At 75.5% G+C, this 19,084-nt stretch carries 11 protein-coding genes; 3 read left to right on the forward strand and 8 right to left on the reverse strand.

Annotated features, from left to right (window positions below; all coding sequences use genetic code 11):
- Window positions 1-68: 68 nt before the first annotated feature.
- The 5 genes from ACFWAR_RS28430 to ACFWAR_RS28450 form a co-directional block, all read right to left on the reverse strand.
- Entirely contained in the window at window positions 69-1,289 is a 1,221-nt protein-coding gene (locus ACFWAR_RS28430; protein WP_385782920.1) for a cytochrome P450, read from the reverse strand.
- A 90-nt stretch (window positions 1,290-1,379) separates the two neighbouring features.
- A complete protein-coding gene (locus tag ACFWAR_RS28435) occupies window positions 1,380-3,104 on the reverse strand; it encodes a nitroreductase family protein (RefSeq protein ID WP_385782922.1) in 1,725 nt (574 codons plus the stop codon).
- Window positions 3,105-3,157: 53 nt separating this feature from the next.
- Window positions 3,158-5,257, reverse strand: coding sequence for a TOMM precursor leader peptide-binding protein (locus ACFWAR_RS28440; RefSeq protein ID WP_385782924.1), 2,100 nt, complete (start codon window positions 5,255-5,257; stop codon window positions 3,158-3,160).
- A gap of 111 nt (window positions 5,258-5,368) precedes the next feature.
- Entirely contained in the window at window positions 5,369-5,527 is a 159-nt protein-coding gene (locus ACFWAR_RS28445) for a hypothetical protein (protein ID WP_385782926.1), read from the reverse strand.
- 105 nt (window positions 5,528-5,632) lie between these two features.
- Entirely contained in the window at window positions 5,633-7,930 is a 2,298-nt protein-coding gene (locus tag ACFWAR_RS28450; protein WP_385782929.1) for a TOMM precursor leader peptide-binding protein, read from the reverse strand.
- Window positions 7,931-8,299: 369 nt separating this feature from the next.
- Here ACFWAR_RS28450 and ACFWAR_RS28455 point away from each other — a divergent pair, with 369 nt between their 5' ends.
- On the forward strand, window positions 8,300-10,978 hold the full coding sequence (locus ACFWAR_RS28455) for a BTAD domain-containing putative transcriptional regulator (protein ID WP_385782931.1): 2,679 nt from the start codon (window positions 8,300-8,302) through the stop codon (window positions 10,976-10,978).
- Window positions 10,979-10,988: 10 nt separating this feature from the next.
- On the opposite strand, the gene ACFWAR_RS28460 is transcribed toward ACFWAR_RS28455, so the two are convergent.
- The 3 genes from ACFWAR_RS28460 to ACFWAR_RS28470 all read right to left on the reverse strand — a co-directional run bounded on the left by ACFWAR_RS28460 (window position 10,989) and on the right by ACFWAR_RS28470 (window position 17,488).
- Window positions 10,989-14,417, reverse strand: a complete 3,429-nt coding sequence (locus ACFWAR_RS28460; protein WP_385782934.1) for a PDZ domain-containing protein — start codon at window positions 14,415-14,417, stop codon at window positions 10,989-10,991.
- Window positions 14,418-14,775: 358 nt separating this feature from the next.
- A complete protein-coding gene (locus tag ACFWAR_RS28465; protein ID WP_385782937.1) occupies window positions 14,776-16,845 on the reverse strand; it encodes a phosphocholine-specific phospholipase C in 2,070 nt (689 codons plus the stop codon).
- A 172-nt stretch (window positions 16,846-17,017) separates the two neighbouring features.
- Complete coding sequence (locus ACFWAR_RS28470) at window positions 17,018-17,488, reverse strand: hypothetical protein (protein WP_385782940.1); 471 nt, start codon at window positions 17,486-17,488, stop codon at window positions 17,018-17,020.
- Window positions 17,489-17,854: 366 nt separating this feature from the next.
- On the opposite strand from ACFWAR_RS28470, the gene ACFWAR_RS28475 reads away from it, so the two are divergent.
- Both ACFWAR_RS28475 and infA read left to right on the forward strand, forming a co-directional pair.
- Window positions 17,855-18,664 carry a GNAT family N-acetyltransferase gene (locus tag ACFWAR_RS28475; protein WP_385782942.1) on the forward strand — a complete coding sequence of 270 codons (810 nt, stop codon included), beginning with the start codon at window positions 17,855-17,857 and terminating at the stop codon, window positions 18,662-18,664.
- 74 nt (window positions 18,665-18,738) lie between these two features.
- On the forward strand, window positions 18,739-18,960 hold the full coding sequence (infA, locus tag ACFWAR_RS28480; protein WP_354382123.1) for a translation initiation factor IF-1: 222 nt from the start codon (window positions 18,739-18,741) through the stop codon (window positions 18,958-18,960).
- Window positions 18,961-19,084: the final 124 nt, after the last annotated feature.

Below are 19,084 nucleotides of genomic sequence, written 5' to 3' on the forward strand. Positions count from 1 at the left end.
GAACGTCCTTCGGGGGTTGCTACCGGCCCCTTCGATTGAATTGACCGGTATTGACATGACATCCCACGTTATCCGAAGCGCACGGGCAGGTATTTCACTCCGTTGATGAAGTCCGAGCGCAGTCGGCGGACCTCGCCGGTGAGGGCGACGTCCGGGTGGCGGCGCAGCAGCTCGCGGACGAGGGTCTTGATCTGGGTGCGCGCGAGGCCGGCGCCGAGGCAGAAGTGCGGTCCGCCACCGCCGAAGGTGAGGTGCTCGTTCGGGGTGCGGCGGACGTCGAAGACGAAGGGGTCGGCGAAGACCTCCTCGTCCCGGTTGGCGGAGGTGTAGTAGGTGACCACCTTCTGGCCCTCGGCGATGTGCCGGCCGCGCAGGGTGGTGTCGCGGGTCGCGGTGCGCCGGAAGTTGTGGATCGAGCCGCCCCAGCGCAGGAACTCCTCCGTCGCCGAGGTCCACAGGGCCTCGTCGTCGGGCGCCGCGGCCAGTTCGGCGCGCGCCGCCGGGTGTTCGATCAGGGCGAGCAGGGTGTGGGAGAGCAGGTTGCGGGTGGTCTCGTTGCCGGCGACGCACAGCAGGACGAAGAACATGTTGATCTCGTCCGGGGTGAGCCGGTCGCCGTCGACCTCGGCGTGGACGAGCGTGGAGAGGATGTCCTGTCGGGGCCGGGCCCGCCGCAGCGCCGACAGCTCGGCGCAGTAGGCGTAGATCTCGGCGGCCGCCAGGTCGCTGTCGTGCTTGCCCGCCGAGAGTTCCGGGTCCTGGCTGCCGGCCATCCGGTTGCTCCAGTCGTAGATGAGCCGTTCGTCCTCCTGCGGTACGCCGACCATCTCGCAGATGGTCTGGATCGGCAGCCAGGAGGCGACCTCGTCGACGAAGTCCATCTCCCGGCCCGGGGTGACGGCGCGCTCCACCAGGGCGAGCGCCCGCTCACGGATCCGGACCGCGAGGCCGCGCACCACCCGGGGCGTGAATCCCGCGCTGACCAGCGCGCGGTAGCGGGAGTGGCGCGGGGCGTCCATGCCCAACAGGACCAGCCGCAGGGACCCCAGGGCCTCGGGGTCCTGGTCGCGGATCATGAACGAGCCGAGTTCGGTGGACCACAGCTCGGGATCGCGGCTGACGGCCTTGACGTCGGCGTGGCGGGTGACGGCGTGGAAGCCCGCGTGCCGGCCCGGCACCTCGTGCCAGTGCACCGGGTCCTCCCGGCGCAGCCGGGTGAAGAGCGCGTGCGGGACCTCGCGGGCCCAGGTGTCCTCCAGCAGGTCCACGTCTGCGTCGTCCTCCGGCACGGCCCGGTCCCTTCGTCGGCGGAATCGGCCGAGACGCTGCTCCCCTTCTGACGAAGTGTCAATACCCGGTGCGCGAAAGGGTGCGGCGGCTCACAGGAGCCGGTCGTCGAGGTCGGCGGTACCGGGCATCCTGGTGCCGAGGAACGCGCAGAGGGTGGTGCGCAGTTCGTCGTCCCCCCGACCGCCGGACGGCCCTGCGCCCGCCACGGCCGCGTCGACGGCCCGGGGGTCGAGGCCGAGGGCGAGCCCGCAGCCGAGCCCGAGGGCCTGGGCCGCCAGGCTCAGGTACTGGCCCGCCGCACCGGCTTCGGCGTGTGCGCGGCGGTGGGCGTGCGGGCCGTGGGCGGCGAGGTCGGGGGCGGGGCGCCAGGTGAGGGCGACGACGGCCCCCGCGTGGGCGACCGAGTAGTTGCGCATGGCGTAGTCCCGCTCCCTCAGCCCGGGCGTACCGCTGCCCGACGGGGCCAGGGCGTGCCGGGCGGGCAGGTACCGGTAGGCGCCCGGGGCGATCCCCTCGACGCGTTGCACGAGGACGTGGATCCGCAGCAGCCCCTCGTCGGGGGCGCCGGTGGCCGCCGCCGCGCACCGCAGTACCGCGGCCAGGTCGGGGGCGGCCAGGTCGGCGAGGGGATCGAAGCGGCCGGTGCTGGAGCGGCGGCGGGAGAGCAGCTCCGCGAGGTCGGCCGGTCGGTCGGCGGCGTCGGGCAGGGGCAGCAGCGTGGTCGGGACGGGGGGCCCGGCGGCCCGGGGCGCCGTCGGCGGCGGGCCCGGGGTGGCCTGCGTCGCCCGCAGCAGCGCCGCCGGTGCGGGGATCGGGCGCACGCGGCGGGACCTCTCCCGGGGCCGCGGGCGGCCGGGCGAGGCGCTCGCGGGGCCGGCGGGCGGGAGCGTTCCGCTGCGCGGCGCCCGCCGTTCGGCCGGGTGCCAGGTCAGGGGCAGGACGGCGTAGGCGGATTCCCGGTCGGGGTCGAGTCCGAGAAGCGCGTTCACCGCCGGTTCGTCGAAGGCCAACCGGGCCGTCGCCCCGTCGGGGTCGTCGGCGGCGAACCGCAGCAGGCTCCAGGAGCCCAGGAAGGCGCCGATGTCGTGCGTGGCCACGTGGTGGGCGAAGTTGCCGTACTTGAAGGCGGTCTTCCAGGGGCGCAGGGTACAGATCAGGTAGCCGCCGGTGGGAGCGCCCGCACCCGGCGGCGGGGACTCGGCCAGCGCGGCGCGGACCACGGGCGTGGGATCGCCCGTCGACAGCCGCTCCAGGGCGTGCCGGCCGCCGGCGTAGTGCAGCAGGCCCGGCGGTACGGGCAGGCCGGGGGGCGCGGCCCAGTAGAGCTCCCAGGGGTAGTTGGCGCCGCCGGAGGGCGTTCCCCTGCCCCAGGCCGCGCCGGTCAGGCGGGCGCGCCGGTCCGCGTCGCCGTTCCAGTCGATCTGCCAGCGCCGGGCCAGCACCCCCGCGGTGAGCTGGAGGGCCGCGGCGAAGTCCGCCAGGGTCAGGCCCGTGGCCGGGCCGCTCGCGGGTACGGGCGCCACGGCGCGCCGCCCGGTCGTGGCGCGCGCCAGGGCGTGCGCGAGGGTGCCGGTGGCGCGGGCCGCCGTCGCGGTGGGCAGCGGGATTTCGCACGCACCGGGGTGGACGGTGTGCGGGGCGGGGCGGTCTGCCCAGTCGGGGGCGAATCCCTCCTCGTCGAGGCTTCGCCGGGGCCGGTCGCGGACGGCGTCGACGTACGCGAGCACGGTGGCGACCCGGTCGGTGTCCCGCGCGGCACGGTGCGCGCCGTGGTGCGCGGGGCGGTGGGTTTCGTCTGTCGTGTCGGTGACCATCTCTGGCGTTCCCTCTCGGTCTTCTCGCGTGCTCGACGGCCCGGGCCGACCGGTCACAGGAAGGGGTGCGGATGGCGGTGGACCTCGTCCTCGCCCAGGGGGGCGGAGCGTCGGCCCGCGCGCCAGGCCGCCGTGCGCAGGCGCTCGGTGTGCAGGACGCGTTGGTAGTCCCAGCCGAAGTCGATCGGGACGAGACCGGGGGCGATGACGGCGGCGGTCGCCACCTCGGCCGCGCGCTGTTCGGGACAGGTCTGCTCGACCACGACGACGTCGCGCGCCACGGTGCGGACGAGGTCGACGTAGTGCGTCAACTGGGCGCGCAGGTCCCGGTGGAGGGGCGGTGTCCAGTCGGCGAACGTGACGTCGAGGGGGCGTACCTCGCCCCGGGGACCGGGGAAGGGCGAGCGGTCCGCCATCCGCGGCAGGCCGTACAGGGCTCCGTGGTGGTCGAGTTCGGTCACGGCGGCGTAGTCGTCGACCAGTGCGCGCAGTTCCGGCTCGTCCTGTGCGCTGCGGGCCGCGAACCCGGGGAGGTAACTGGCCACTTCGCGCACGGCCGCGAGCGCCGCGTCCGCCGGATCCGGTGCGACCCCCGCCGACATGCACAGGTTGCCGTGGCCGGGCGTGCGGAGCCGGGCCACGCACAGCACGATCGGGACCGGGAGGTCCACCCGCAGGTCGAACAGCCGCACCTCGTAGCCGAGGGCGCGCATCCGGTCGACGGCGGCGACCGTCTGCGGTTCGGTGCAGCTGTCCGGGTCGATCTCGGGCAGTCGGGCGGCCGAGTACCAGTTCACCATGAAGGCGTCGCGCTCGACCAGTTCGAACAGTCCGTGCAGGGCGGCCTCCTCCAGGCAGCTGCCGGTGGCGCAGCCGCTCGACGAGCCGAGGACGAACTGCTCGCTCACCGGGTGCGGTCCGTAGTAGGCGAGTTGGGCCGGTACCAGCAGCGGGCCGCCCCGGTCGAAGGAGTGCCCCCACACCCAACTGATGGGCCGGGCGGGGTCGAACGGGACGAAGGGCCTGCCGTGGTCCCGCTCGTAGAAGCCCTCTTCGTAGAGCACGGTGTCGCGCGGGTCGAGGGCGGGGCGGGCGGCGTCCGGGTCGGTGGCCCGGTCCAGGTCCGCCAGGGCCGCCCGCAGCGCGGGCCGTCGGCCGTGCGGGCGTTGTCCGGCGTAGCGTTCGAGCCCTTCGAGGAGTCCGAGGGCCCGGCTCTCGCGGTAGCTCGCGGCGTGGCCGCCCCAGGTGATGTCGTACAGCGTGGTGCGCTCCGACCGGCGCCCGCCGAGCCGCAGCCGACCGGTCACGGGCGCGTTGATGCCGGTGGAGAGGCGGTTCGCGCGCGAGGTGCCCACGGCTCCGCAGAGCCGGTTGGTCAGCGCGTCCACGGGCAGCGGGGCGGCGTCCCAACCCCGCAGCCGGGTCCCGCCGGGGGCGGGCAGGGGACGCGGCGCGGGGAAGCCGTCCGTGGCGGGCGGCGCGTCCTCGTGGAGCACGGCGCAGTGGCCACAGCCGGGGTCCGCGAGCAGGCCGAACCGGGTGGTCGCCCCGGTGGTGAGGTCGATCTCCAGCACCTCCGCGAGTCCGTCGGTCCCCGACGCCCGCGGCCCCTCCTGCCCCAGCCGGTCCAGCGCGGCGGCCACGGCGGGCACGTGCCAGGCAGCGGGTACGGCGCTGCCCGCGCCGGAGGCGGTGTGCGCGCGGCCCGATTCCAGGGCCCGACGCTCCCGTTCGGGTCGCAGCCTGGTCCACCGGCGGCGCAGGCACGCGCCGCAGGGCCGCGTGGGGCCGCCGGTGGTGTGGATCGGGCCGACGATGACCGTGTCGCCGTAGAAGTGCACGGGGACGGTGCGGCCGCCCGCCCCGCGCGCGTGGGCGGCGTCCGGTTCCGGGACGGCGCCCGCCCGGTCGGCGCCGACGGTCGGGTCCAGCGTCAGCCCGAGCGTGCGGACCTCCACGGTGAGGTCGTGCGCGGCCGTGTCGCACGCGGTGGTGCGGCGGATCGGGTACCGGGCGAGGTGGTCGCGCAGTTCCCGCGCGAACTCCTCGTTGCGCCGGTCCGGTTCGGTGCCCGTGGGGACGGCGGTGAGGACGGTGGTGGAGGGGGGCGGCGCGGCGGGGAGGGTGCGGGGTGGCGCGTGGGTCTCGGTCACTGGGTCTCCGTCGAAGGTGCCGTGGTGACCGGCCCGACGGGCCGGCCACCACGGATCACGCCGTTGTCAGGGTCACTGCAGGGTCCGTGCCCCGACAGCGGAGCGTGCGGGTCAGGCGTCCTCGCCGACCGGGGTGCCGCTGGTGGAGCAGCAGCCCACGTTGCTGCTGCAGGTGGCGGCGAGCATCGTCGGGTCGTTCTCCATCTGGACCTGCTCCAGCTTGAAGGTGTCGATGGCGAGGTCGTCGTAGGTGCTGTTCTTGCCGGGCATGTGTTTCTCCTTCACACGGGGTGGTGCGTCCGGGCACGGCTGTGCCCGGAACTTCCCCCACCGGGACAGCGGGGGACATCTGGGGGTGGGTCCGGTCGCCGCCGATCAGGACCTGTCGTGCGGCGGCGGCGCGTCGACGAGCAGGACCCGGCCGACGAGGGCCGCGCGGTCTCCCGCGGGGGTGCGGGGCAGCCCCGCGGGCGCCAGCTCCAGGAGCAGCGCGTCGCGGTCGGCGCCGAGCGGGTGGAGCAGGTCGCCGAGGTCCGCGCGGTCGTCCTGGTGCGCGGGCTGGCCTTCGGCCGCGCCGGGCTCCGTGGTGCTGGCCTGCTCCGGGGGCTGCGACAGCCCGGGGGGCTCCGAAGGCTCCGAAGGCTCCGACGCGAGGTGTTCCGGTGCCAACGGGGGTTCGGTCGGCGCGGGCCAATCGGGGCCGCAGACCAGGTGGTAGGGACCGCCGGGTCCCCGGGCGGCCTCCGGATGCGCGACCAGGCCGGACAGTTCGAGCACGGCCGTGGCGACGGCGGCGCGCCGGTCCGGGCCGATGGCCGCGACCTGGGCGACCACGGCCCCGTCGGGGGTGGCGTGCCGCGCGAGCACCACCGGCGGACCGTCCCCGGTCCCGGAGTCGAGCACCTGGAGCGTGAGCCGCCCGGTCCGGATCAGGGCCAGGGTCGACGGGGCGTACAGCGGATCGTGGTCCGCCGGTACCACCGGCCCGGCGACGGCCAGGCCGTCCAGCCAGTCCCGCAGCCGCTCGGCCAACAGCCGTGCCGCGAGGGCGGACCCGACGACCTCGCGCACCGTGGCTCCGACGCCCACCCCGCCGGTCTCCAGGGCCCGTTCGAGCGGCACCCACACCACCGCGTCGTCGCGCAGCCGCAGGGCGGGGGTCCAGTCCCGTTCGGCCTCGGGTGCCGTAACCCCTGCCGGACCGTCGGCCCCCGCCACCCGCGCTCCGGTGGCCCGCAGCCCTTCCTCGGTGGCGCGCCGGACGGGCAGTGGCGCGGGGGCCAGGGCCGCCGCGTGCCGCAGCGCCCGTTCGACGGCGCGGGCGCGCGCCTCGTGGGAGGTGCTGACGCTGAAGCCGTGGGAGCCGGGCCCCAGCAGTTCGGCCGTGCGGACCAGGCCGGAGCGGACGGGGGTCTGCGGGAGGTCGTCGTCGTCGAAGGCGCGCAGCAGGGCGGTGGTGCGTCCGAGCACGGAGCGGTACCGGGTCAGCCGGTCCTCGGGGGATCCGGGCAGGTCCAGCGCGCCCGCGCGGAGCTCCTTGAGGGCGCTCTCCACGGGCGCCGCGCAGGACGGGCAGTCGGCCCGTACGGGCAGGCGTTCGCGCCAGGTCTCCAGGGTGTCGCCGCGCTGGACGACGACCGCACCGACGAGGTCCGGTGCGACGGCCCCGGACAGGTACTTGAAGAGTTCCGTGGCGAGTTCGCTCGCCACGGCCGCCGAGAGCAGCGGGGTGAGCGTGCCCGGTGCGCGGAGGTAGGGGGCACGCGACGCGGTCCGCGCGTCCTCGCGCAGGATCAGGGCGGCCAGCGCCGGGTCGGCGTGCTCCGCGAGCTGGAGCGCCGCGCAGTGCCAGCAGGCGGCGTCCCGGGCCCCCGGCGGCGGCGCCAACGGGCCCTTGAGGACGAGGTCACCGAGGCTGCGGGCGGTCAGGAGCGCCGCCCCGGTGCGGTGGGCGAGGTCGGCCAGGGGGCGCAGGGCCGCGCCGGGCACCCCGTCGGCGGTGGCGATGATCGCGGTGGGCCGCCAGGCGGTGAGCGCCTCCCGCCAGCCGCCGGTCCAGGCGCCCGCCAAGCGCTCCACCCGGGCCCGCTCCCCCGCGGTCGTCGCCGGATCGGCGCCGTCGGCCGGGCCCTCGCCATCGGCTCCGGCTCCGCTCGCGGTCCGGGCGGGGCCGAGCAGGGCGAGGTGTCCGACGCCGTTGCGCGCCAGGGTCCGCACCGCGGCCCGGGCCCCGGCATCCGGGCCGGATCCGCCGAGCACGGCCACCCGGGCGTCCCGCACCCGGCGCAGCGCCGCCCGGGGGGTGTCGGTGTGGTGGGCGAGGTAGGCGAGTTGCTCCGCGAAGGCCTCCTGCTCCGCGGCGTCGAGGAGGGTGTCGGGTTCGTCCGCGAGGAGGCGGACGAAGCCGTTCCCGGCGAGGTGGCGCACCAGTCCCGACAGGACTCCGGCCCGCTCCTCGGGCAGGTCCCCGCACAGTTCGCGCAGGGTCGTACCGCCCGCGAGGTCCCGGGCGAGGCGACTCAGCCAGGCGTAGGCCTGCGGCCCCGCCACGAAGAAGTCCCCGGCGCCGCTCCGCAGGAATACGCCGTCCTCGGATTCCAGGAAGACGGAATCCTGCCTCAGGAATATCCGGGTATCAGGCCCGGGTTCGCCCCGGCCATTTTCGAGTGCCATACAACCCTCCCCCTGGTTTCGATTGAGCGCCACTGCACCGCGGCACTCCAGGAGGCTAACAAGTTACCGACGAGTCCATTCCCGGGATGTTCCTCAGAGAGCACATGTAGTTTCACGTGTAAACACTAGACGATCACACATACCCGAAAAGCCCTCTCCAAGGGTTATCCATGACGCGTGCGCGCATTCCTCTTTGGCCGGAACTAGGGATTCCGATTTACTGTCGAATGATTTCGTTAGTGGGCTCCATTCTGCTTATGCTGCGGATATTAGTGAGCGTGTTAGCTGAGCATTAGTCGCGCGTTGGCCGTACGACCGCGCCCGCTCCGCCCGGCCGCCGCGCCGCCGATCCACCAGAAGGGTGTCCGCATGGAGTTCCGGGTCCTCGGGGAGGTCGCCGTGGCGACCCGGGACGGGCGGCAGGTCCCGCTCGGCCCGGCCAAACGACGCAGCGTGCTCGCCGTACTGCTGCTGCACGCCGACGCTCCCGTCTGCCTCGACCAGCTCGCCGAGGCCCTGTGGGACGACTCCCCGCCCCGGCACGCGCGCACCGTGCTCCAGGGACACGTCTCGCGCCTGCGCGCCCTGCTCGGTGCGCACGGGGCGCCGTCGGCCGGGGTCGAACTCGCCACCCGGGGAACCTCGTACGTCCTGCGCGCTCCCCACGAACTGCTCGACGCGCACCGCTTCGACGAGCTGCTGCGACGGGCCCGCCAGCCGCGGGACCCGGACGGATGCGCGGCCCTGCTGCGCGACGCGCTCGCGCTGTGGCGGGGGCCGGCCCTCACGGGCACCGCCCCCACTCCGCTCCTGGAGGCCGCCGCCCGCGCCCTGGAGGAACGGCGGCTGACGGCAGCCCTGGAGCTGGCCTCGGCGCACACCCGGCTCGGGCAGCACGGACCGGCCGTCGCCGTGCTCCAGGCCGAGGCGGCCGCCCATCCGCTGCGGGAGCACGTGGTCGCGGCGCTGATGCGGGCGCTGGCCCGGGCCGACCGGCCGCAGGACGCCCGGGACCTCTTCGTACGGACCCGGGAGCTGCGCCTGCGGCGCCGGGAGCCCGGTCCGGGGGCGACCCTCACCGACGCGTACGCGGCCCTCCCCCGGACCGGCGCCCCCACACCGGCCCCGGCCGTACCCGCACCCGCGAGCGACCCCCGCGCCGCGCGGGACGCGACCGTTCCGGTCCCGGACGCACTGCCCCGCCGCACCACCGGATTCGCCGGTCGGGGCGCCGAATCGGCCGCGCTGGACCGGCTCACCGCAGGACTGCCCGGCCCCCTGGTGACGGTCACGGGCGGGGCCGGGATCGGCAAGACCGCGCTCACCGTGCACTGGGCGCACCTGCGCCGGGGCGACTTCCCCGACGGACGGCTCTTCGTGGACCTCCACGGCTACAGCTCCCTGGCGCCCCGCGACGCCCCGTCCGTCCTCCAGGGGTTCCTGCTCGCCCTCGGCGTGCCGCCGGAGCGGATGCCCGACGGCGCGGAGGCCCTGGTGGCCCACTACCGCGCGCTGACCGCGGACCGTCGGCTGCTGGTCGTCCTGGACAACGCCCGTGACGCGGCGCAGGTGCGCCCCCTGCTGCCGGGCGGCGAGCGCTGCGTCACCCTCGTCACCAGCCGCGACCGGCTCGCCGACCTGGTCGCCTCGGACGCGGCCCGGCCGCTGGCGCTCGGTCCCCTCCCCCACGACCAGTCCCTCGCCCTGCTCGGGGCGGTCCTGGGCGAGGAGGCCGTCGAGGCCGAGGCCGAGCCCGCCGCCCGGCTCGTGCGGTGGTGCGAGGGGCTCCCGCTCGCCCTCCGGGTGGTCGCGGCCCGTGCGGCCACCCGCCCGCACGGGGGCCTGGCCCGCCTCGCCACCGAACTCGGCGAGGAGCCACGGCGGCTGGCCCTGCTCGACCTGGCGGGCACGGGCACGGGCGTCGCCGCCGCGCTCGGCCCGAGCGTGCGGCACCTGCCGGAACCGGCCCGGCGCCTGTTCTCCCTGCTCGGCCTGCTCACCGGACCCGCGCTGGACGCGGGGACGGCGGCCGCGCTCGCGGGGTGCCCGCCGCACCGCGCGGCCGCCCTGCTGGACCGGCTCGCCGACGCGCACCTGCTCCGTCCGACCGGCCCGCAGGGCTATGCCGTGCCCGACCTCGTCCGGCTCTTCGCCCGGACCCTCGCCCCGGCGGACGACCGGGCCGGGTTGGTCCGGCTGCTGGACCACTGGTTGCACACCCTGCTCGCCGCGACCGACGCCGCCGAGCCCGGCAGCGAGAGGTGCTGCGCCCTGCCGTCCGCCACCCACGGGAGCGCCTCCGTACGGGAGTTCGGCGGCCGCGCCGACGCGCTCGCCTGGTACGCGGCCGAACGGGACGCCCTGCGCGGGGCGGTGGCCGCGGCCGTCGGCGCCCGGCTGCACGGCCATGCCTGGCGTCTCGTGCTGCTCCAGTGGCCGCTCGTGCTGCGCCGGCCCCTGGACGGCTGGGCGCCGCTGCTGGAGCAGGCGCTCCTGGCGGCCGAGGCGGACGGCGACCCGGGCGGGCAGTCCCGCACGCTCGCCCTGCTCGGCTGGGTGCTGGTCGAGGAGGGCAGGCCGGAGCGGGCGCTGCCGCACCTGGAGCGGGCGCCCGCGCTCGCGGCGCGGGCGGGTGACGGGGCCGCCGAGGCCGTGGCCCGGATCAACCTGGCGCTCGCGCTGTCCGGGCAGGGCCACCGGGCGCGGGCCGGCGAGCAGCTCGACCGGGCGCTCGTACAGGCGCGGCGCAGCGGCCCGGACGAGACCGTCACGCTCGCCCATCTGCACCTCGCCCGGCACCTGCTGGCCGTCGGCTCCTACGCGGAGGCGGCCGAGCAGGCCGCGCACGGGCTGGCCCTGGCCGTACCGCCGATACAGGCGCCGCGGCGGGTGGTGCTGCGGACGCTGCACGGCGAGGCCCTGGCCCGGATGGGCCGTACCCGGGACGCGGTGCGCCAGCTGTCCGGGGCGGCGCGCGAGGCCGCGGCGCACGCCTACCCGGAGGGGGAACGCGCCGCCCGGGCGAGCCTGGCCGCCCTGGTGCCGTGACCGGAAAGGTTCACCGTGTCACGGCACTGGGGGGCGTCTGACGGATGTCCGTGGAGCTGACGGGCCGGTGAAGCGGCGCCCCAGGTCGGGCGGGCGGGGCGGGGGCGCGCAGCGGGGGCGTGACGGCGAGTGCGTCCAGTGCCACGGCGATCGCCGCGTCGAGTTGCGGGTCCTCGCCCGCGGCCCGGTGGTGCGGGGCGAGGACCACCTCCAGGTCGGGTTCCACCCCGCGGTTCTCCAGGTCCCAGCCGCCGTGGGCGAACCAGAACGCGCCGCGAGGATGCACCAACCGGGTGCCGTCGACCAGGCCGTGGGCCACCTCCATGCCGCGGACCCCGCCCCAGGTCCGGACCCCGATCACCGGGCCGAGGGCGCCCGCCCGCACCGCCGCCACCACGTTGTCGCCGTCCGAGCCGGACAGTTCGTCGGCCAGGAAGACGAGCGGACCGCGGGCGGCGAGGGCGGGGTAGGACTCGGGGCGGCCGCCGCGCCGCAGCTGCCAGCCCACCGGTCGGCGGGCGATCCGTTCGAGGACCAGCGCCGAGAGGTGGCCCCCGCTGTTGCCCCGGAAGTCGACGAGCAGCCCGTCGGCGCCCGCCTCCGCGCGCAGGTCACGGTGGAGTTGGGCCCAGCCGCTCGCCACCATGTCGGGGACGTGCAGGTACCCGAGGCGTCCCGCGCTCCGCTCGCGGACCCGGTCCCGGCGACCGCGGATCAGGTCCTGGTGGCGCAGGGCGGTCTCGGAGGCCAGCGGCACGACCGTGACCCGGCGGTCCGCGCCGCCCGCGGCCGGACGGACGGTCAGCTCGACCGCGCGACCGGCCGTTCCCCACAGGTCCGGCGCCGGTCCGGCCGCCGGGTCCACCGGCCGGCCGTCGACCGCCACCAGGGCGTCCCCGGCCCGTATCCCGGTCCCCGGGGCCGCCAGGGGGGACCGGGCGGCCGGTACGGAGCTCTCCCCCGGCACGATCCGTGCGATCCTCCAGGCCCCGTCCGCCGAGCGCACCAGGTCCGCGCCGAGCAGTCCCGGCCGCCCTCGGCCCGCCCCGGCGCCGGGGTCGGCGCGCGGCCAGACGTAGGCGTGCGACCAGCCCAGGTCCCCGTGCACGTCCCAGAGCAGGTCGGTGAACTCGCCCGCGCAGCCGATCCGGTCCAGCAGCGGGCGGTAGCGGGCCCAGGGCCCGTCGCCGTCGAGCTGCGGCAGGTCCGGGCGCCAGACGTTGTCCCGCATCAGCCGCTCGTCCTCGGCGAACGCCTGGGCCCACTCGGCGGCCGGGTCCACGGTCACGGCGATCGGCGCCAGCGGGACGGCCCGCTCGCGCCCGCCGTCCCCGGCGCCGAGGTCGTCGGTGGGCGGGCCGCCTTCCGCGAGGGGGCGCCCGGCGGCGGCGCGCGGGACGGCGTCGAGGGCGCGGAGCACGAGCTCCGCCCCGTCGCGGACCAGTACGTGCCGTCCCGCGCCGCTCACCTCGTAGGCGTCCACGCCTTCCCGGACGGTGCCGAGCGTGCCCGTGGCCAGGTCCCAGGACTCGATGCGCGGGCGCGGCGGCGCGACGGCGCTGCCGGCCCAACGGTCGCCGAGGGTGCCGGTGAGGGGCGTGCGGATCCACAGCAGGCAGGCGCCCGCTGCGGTCAGGTGCCCGTATTCGGCGGCTTCCACCGGGAAGGGGACGATCCGTTCGGACAGCCCCTCGGTCTCCACGGTGGTGGTGGTCGCCGCCGCGGGCGCGGTGCCGGGGCCGGGCTCCAGGAGCGGCGAGGGCGAGTCCGCGCGCAGGGTCAGCAGGTGGGGGCGTTTGGCCGCGAGGAAGGCCAGGTCCAGGACGTGGGTCTGGTACTCGGGGTCGAAGACCCGGTCCGAGACGAACGCCAGGTGCGCGCCGTCCGGGGTGAAGGCGGGGGATTCGTCGCGGAAGCGTCCGCAGGTCGCTTCGACGACGGGACCCCCGCCGCCGACCCGGGCGAGCCGGATCTGCCGCAGGCCCTCGGGGCCGGGGTGGGACCAGCCGAGCCACCGGGAGTCCGGTGAGAAGGCGAGCCCGGTGACCTCTTCGTGGACGCTGCGGTCGACTTCGGTGACCCGGCCGGTGGGAAGGTCCACGACGAGCACCCGGCCGTCGTGCGCCGCGACGGCAGCGGTCCGGCCGTCGGGCGCGGCCTGCCATTCGAGTACGCGGCCCAGCCGCCCGCTCGCGAGCACCCGGGGCGGACACCCGGCCCGCCCGCTGCCCAGCGTAGGGGCCACGAGGTCCGAGACCGCTCCCGCGTCCAGGACCTCCAGCGCGTCGGCGCCGTCGACGTCCGAGACCCAGCCCACGCCGCCGCTCTCCCCCAGGGCCCGTGGCATCCGGCACCGCACCCCCGGCCGGGCCGACAGCACGACGGCGCCGCCGGACCCGGCGTCAGGACCCTCGTGCCCCGGCCACAGGTGGACCGTTCCGCGTATTTCGAGCAGACAGCCCACCCCCGTGTGCGCCGCGCCGAAGTCGCCCGTCCAGTCGGCGCCGCGGACCCGGTACGGGGCCCGGCCGCGGCGGACACCGGGCAGCCGGAGGTCCACGCGGACCGGCTCCGTGCCGGGTGCCGTGTCGGCGACCAACCAGAGGTCGCCGCCGCTCTGGTAGACAACCCGCGTTCCGTCGGTGGTCGCGTTGCGGGCCGCGAAGCCGGGGTGGGCGCCGTCGGGCGTGTGCGGGCGGGGGTCGGAGCCGTCCGGTGCGCTGGACCAGAGGCGGGCGCGGCCCCCGGCGTCGCTGAGGTACCCGATGCGCGCGTCCGGTGTCGGGGCGCCGCCGGGACCGGGGCCGCCGAGCCACAGCGGGCACTCCAGGTCGGCCGCGCGCTCGTCGTGCCCCGCGGGGGCGAAGCGCGCGAACGTCGGCGGGTCCGTCCGGCCGTCCTCCCGGGCCAGCCAGAGGCGTCCTACGGCGCCGCCCCGGTAGCGCTTCCAGTACGCGGCCTGCGGGAACATCGTCACGCTGCGCACCAGCACCGCGCCGTCCGGACCGGGCGCGAGGTCGCCGACCGGGCCGTACGGCAGCCTGCGGGGCGCGCCGCCGTCCACGGCGACGGCCCAGGCCCAGGTGGCCAGCGGGGAGTGGGTGTGCTGGGCGCTCAGGACCAGGACCTCGCCCTGCGGGGTCCAGCCCGCGACGCGGGTGCGGGCGTGGCCGAAGTGGGTGAGCCGGCGCGGTGGTCCGCCGGCGAGCGGGGCGACGTACGCCTCGGGCGCGCCGTCGCGGTGCGAGGTCCAGGCGAGAAGGGTGCCGTCCGGGGAAATGCGGGGGTGGGCGGCGGGTGCGCCGTCGTCGGTGAAGCGCCGCGCCTCGCCCCCGCCCACCGGGGCGGTCCACACGTCGCGATCCGCGGTGAATACGAGGAGGTCCTCGTGGAGGTGGGGGTGGGCGGCATAAGGACGGTGGGACGCGGCGGTGGGCACGGAACTCCCGGGGGGAATCTGGTCGGCGGCTGTCCGGCGGTTTGTGCGGAGGGGATCGACAAAGGTCTGGTGCAGGGAAAAGTAACACCCCTTCCGGAACCTCCTTTTCGAGAAATCGCCCAAAATTACGGGAAGGACGGGGCCCGCGATTGGGACGATCGGACAGCGCCGAATGCGTTCGCACCGCTCCCCGCACGCGAAACGCCCCGCGGCGGACCGGTGGAGGTCTGCCGCGGGGCGGGGCCGGACGGGACGCGGGTCGGCGACGGGCGGGTCAGTGCGACGGGCGGGTCGGTGCGGGCGTCCGGTCGGGGTGACGGTCGATCAGGACGACTGGTCGGTCAGGACGACTGGTCGGTCAGGACGACTGGTCGGTCACGATCGCCGGGTCGGAGAGCCCCGACGCGCCGGTCTCCACCTTGCCCGCGAAGCGGCGGGCGAAGTTCGCGGTCTCGGAGGCGGTGACGCTGACGTCGTACCAGCGGCGGGTGTTCTTCAGGGGGACGCTGTACGTCACGGTGGCCCCCTTGGCGACCGTGAGGCGCTTGGGGCCGCCGCCGTAGGCGTTGGTGACCGTCAGGGTCGCGGTGGCTGCCCCCGCGTTGGTGAGGGTGAGGTCCAGGTTGCCGGTGGCGGCGTTGTGGCGGGCGGTGACCTCGGGGCCGGCGGTGGTGCCGGGGTTGCGGAACCCGCGCAGGAAGCCGTTCGGGCCGTGCACGGTCAGGTCCGTGACACCGGCCGAGTAGACGGTGTTCCAGGTGTCCGCGATCGACTTGCCCGCCTCGGTGGTGTAGGTCCAGGGGGCGTCCGTCCGGTTGCCGGAGGTGACGTAGAACTGCGCCCCGAGCTCCTTGCCGCCGCTGAAGGTCAGCCGGAACTTGCCCTCGCCCGTGAGGGCCGCGCCGTCGACGTAGGGGGCGTACTTGAGCGGACGCGTCGAGCGCTGCCCCTTCTCCTGGCGGGGCATGCTCGCCACGGCCGGCGGGGTGGCCAGGAAGTCGGGGTGGCGGTCGCGGTCCTGCGGCTGCCACATGCCCGTGTCGGGCAGGGGGGCCGTCCCGGTGTCCTTGCGGGCGAAGTCGAAGGCCGAGGTCAGGTCGCCGCAGACGGCCCGGCGCCAGGGGGAGATGTTGGGCTCGTGCACCCCGAAGCGCTGCTCCATGAAGCGGATCACGGAGGTGTGGTCGAAGGTCTCGGAGCAGGAGTAGCCGCCGGTGCTCCAGGGCGAGACGACGAGCATCGGCACGCGCGGGCCGAGCCCGTACGGTCCGGCGACGTAGCCGGCCTTGCCGGGGAAGACGTCGAGGGCGGTCGAGACGGTCGACAGGCCCTGGTTGGCGTTGGCTGGGGCGTACGGCGGCACGACGTGGTCGAAGAAGCCGTCGTTCTCGTCGTAGGTGATGAACAGCGCCGTACGGGCCCAGACGTCGGGGTTGGAGGTGAGCGCGTCCAGCACCTGCGCGATGTACCAGGCACCGTAGTTCGAGGGCCAGTTGGCGTGCTCGCTGAAGGCCTCCGGGGCGGCGATCCAGGAGATCTCGGGCAGCGTGCCCGCGGTGACGTCGGCGCGCAGCTTGTCGAAGTAGCCCTCGCCGGTCCGGGCGTCGGTGCCGGTGCGGGCCTTGTCGTGGAGCGGGTCGCCGGGCTTGGCGTTGCGGTAGTTGTTGAAGTAGAGCAGCGAGTTGTCGCCGTAGTTGCCGCGGTAGGCGTCGCTGATCCAGCCCCAGGAACCCGCCGCGTCGAGGCCGTTGCCGATGTCCTGGTAGACCTTCCAGGAGATCCCGGCCGCCTCGAGCCGCTCGGGGTAGGTGGTCCAGCCGTAGCCGGCCTCGGCGTTGTTGAGGACCGGGCCGCCGCCCTTGCCGTCGTTGCCGGTGTGGCCCGACCAGAGGTAGTAGCGGTTGGGGTCGGTCGAGCCGATGAAGGAACAGTGGTAGGCGTCGCAGATGGTGAACGCGTCGGCGAGGGCGTAGTGGAAGGGGATGTCCTCGCGCGTCAGGTGGGCCATGGTGGCGGGCGTCTTGGCGGGCACCCAGTTGTCGTACTTGCCCTTGTTGAAGGCGCTCTGGCCGCCCGCCCAGTCGTGGTTGAGGCCCTGGAGGAACTCCATGCCGAGGTCGTCCGACGGCGGCCGGAAGGGCAGGGTCTCCTTGCCCGCGTTGTCGCTCTGGTGCCACACGGACTTCCCGCTGGGCAGGGTCACCGGACGGGGGTCACCGAAGCCGCGGATGCCGCGCAGCGCACCGAAGTAGTGGTCGAAGGAACGGTTCTCCTGCATCAGGACCACGATGTGCTCGACGTCGGCGATGGTGCCGGTCGTCCCCTGCGCGGGGATGGCCGCGGCGCGCGCGATGCTGTCGTTCAGCAGGGTCAGGGCGGCGGCGCCGCCGGTGAGCTGGAGAAAGCGGCGGCGGTTCAGATCTGCCATGGTGGGAGGGACCTCTGCTTCGATCGAGAAGTGGTGGAGCGCCCCCAGGACATCGTGCGCGGGGTACCGGAGAGGGAGCCTGGCGTGAAGGTGATGGATACGCCAGGCGAACGTCAGTCGGATTCCGCAGGAGTTCGGCCATTCACCCGGACCGCTCCCGGCGCTCCTGCGCTCAGCGGTCGCCGGGGCCGAGCAGTCCGGCGGCGGCGGCGATGAACGCGGCGGACGCGTCCTTGGCCTCGCGTCGACGGACGTCCAGCGCCGCCCGGTCGGCCGCCCTGCGCAGCGCGTAGGTGGCTGCCGCCGCCCGCTCCGCGTGAGCGGCCAACTCCGGGGCGAGGACCTGGAGGCGGATGTGCGGCGCGGTGACGGCGGTCCGGGTGTCGTGCGAGCGGGTCTGGGCCGCCAACTGGTGCTCGGCGCCCGCCTGCTCCAGGGCCAGGCGCTCCCGGTGGAACATCGCCGAGCGGTGCGCGTCCAGGGCCGCCGCGAAGTCGGTGACGGCGGCGAGTTGGTCCTGCCGGTGGCCCTCCGCGCGTTCCTCGGCGCGTGCGGTGCGGGCCGAGCGGTGCTGGATGAGCCCGGCGGTCAGGGCGCCGGCCAGGGTGCCGAGTACGGCGACGATCGAAGGCCATATGGACATGGGCGGCGGGGTCCTCTGGGTGGTCGGTCGGTTCGGCGGGCGGCCCCGGCGGCGCGCGATCGCCACCGGTACGACGAGACTCTCCCAGAGGATCCCCGCGGCGCGTCGGCCGGTCGACCCGCCCGCGGTGCGGATCAGCCGCCCGAGCACCCGCAGCGCGGTACGTGGTCCGCGTGCCGGGGAAAAGGATTCGCCTCCTCGGGTCCCGGGCGGGTACGGTGCCGAAGGACGTGACCGGACCTAGGAGGTGTGACCCATGAACGCTGTATGCAAGTGGGTGCTCCCCCGTTCCGTCACGGTGGGCGGCTGACGCAGGTGTCGCCGGGAGTGCCTCGACCACAAGGCACTCTCGAAAGGGCGAACACCATGGATCCCCACCGCCACACCCCCGCTCACCCCGCCACCTCGGACGATCGCGCCACGACGATCACCCGCGTCGCGGAACACCAATGGCACGCCCTGGAGGACGACCGCGAGGTCGGCCGCGGCGACGTGTCGGTCCGGCCGGACGGGCGCCTCTTCCTCAGCGTCGACGCCTGGCACGCCGCGGCCTTCGACCGCCTCGCGGCCGCGATGGTGGCGGACCTGCCGGTCCCCCTCCACGCCCTGGTCGACGAGGACGACCTCGAATCGACCGCCGGGTGGCAGCGCGCCGGTTTCACGATCGCGCGGCGGGAGCGGGAGTACCTCGTGCCCACCGACCCGGCCCGCACGGGCCTCGTCGACGCGTCGGCGCCCGCGGGCGTGCGGATCGTGCCCCTCGGAGGCGCGGAGCGGGACCCGCTGTGCGCCGTGGACCGGGCGATCCGCGACGAGGTCGGGTCCGCGGTCGGCTGGTGGCGGATGCCGGCCGAGATCGTGTCGCTCCCGGCCGGGGTCACCGTCGTGGACCCCTCGACCTACGCGGTGGCGGCCCGCGGCGACCGGTACGTGGGTATGGTCCGCTTGGGGCCCTTGCCCCGCCAGCCCCGGATCGGTCTGATCGCCGTACGGGCCGACGAGCACCGCCGCGGCATCGCCAAGGCGCTGCTGGCCTCGGTCCTGGGCGGGCTGCACCGCGCCGGGGTCGCGACCGCACGGGCCGAGGTCGACGAGTCCAACCGGGCGGCCACGGCCTTGTTCGAGGGCGTCGGTGCCCGGATCGCGGGCCGCACCGTCGAATGGGTGCGCGCCTGACGCGCCGCCGCCGCACCTTCCACAGTCCCATTCATTGCCGAACCCACCGTCACACGACGGGGAAGCGAGTCAACTTGCCGAGAACAACAGGCGCCCTGGAAACCGAGGGCACCGTCACCGAATGCCTGCGCAACGCCACCTTCCGGGTGGAGCTGGAGAACGGGCACAAGGTCCTCGCCCACATCAGCGGAAAGATCCGGAAGAACTACATCAAGATCCTTCCGTTCGACCGGGTGATCGTGGAGCTCAGCCCCTACGACCTGACCCGCGGCCGCATCCTCTACCGCTACAGGTAGCAGCCCCCAGCAGCCGCAGGCCGCCGGGGGGCGGCGGGGGGCCACCCTAAGGGGCCCGCTCCCCGGGGCCCGGCCGCGGTGCGGCCCGCGGCGGACACGCCCCCGGGGCCCGGACGGACGGGGT

Origin of the sequence: Streptomyces sp. NPDC059917, assembly GCF_042730635.1 — a bacterium.
Lineage (GTDB): Bacteria > Actinomycetota > Actinomycetes > Streptomycetales > Streptomycetaceae > Streptomyces.

Bases quoted from the DNA above. Each gene is read 5' to 3' on its own strand.
- ACFWAR_RS28435 (WP_385782922.1), bottom strand. From the start codon at position 3,104: ATGGTCACCGACACGACAGACGAAACCCACCGCCCCGCGCACCACGGC.
- ACFWAR_RS28445 (WP_385782926.1), bottom strand. From the start codon at position 5,527: ATGCCCGGCAAGAACAGCACCTACGACGACCTCGCCATCGACACCTTC.
- ACFWAR_RS28450 (WP_385782929.1), bottom strand. From the start codon at position 7,930: ATGGCACTCGAAAATGGCCGGGGCGAACCCGGGCCTGATACCCGGATA.
- ACFWAR_RS28455 (WP_385782931.1), top strand. From the start codon at position 8,300: ATGGAGTTCCGGGTCCTCGGGGAGGTCGCCGTGGCGACCCGGGACGGG.
- ACFWAR_RS28465 (WP_385782937.1), bottom strand. From the start codon at position 16,845: ATGGCAGATCTGAACCGCCGCCGCTTTCTCCAGCTCACCGGCGGCGCC.
- ACFWAR_RS28470 (WP_385782940.1), bottom strand. From the start codon at position 17,488: ATGTCCATATGGCCTTCGATCGTCGCCGTACTCGGCACCCTGGCCGGC.
- ACFWAR_RS28475 (WP_385782942.1), top strand. From the start codon at position 17,855: ATGGATCCCCACCGCCACACCCCCGCTCACCCCGCCACCTCGGACGAT.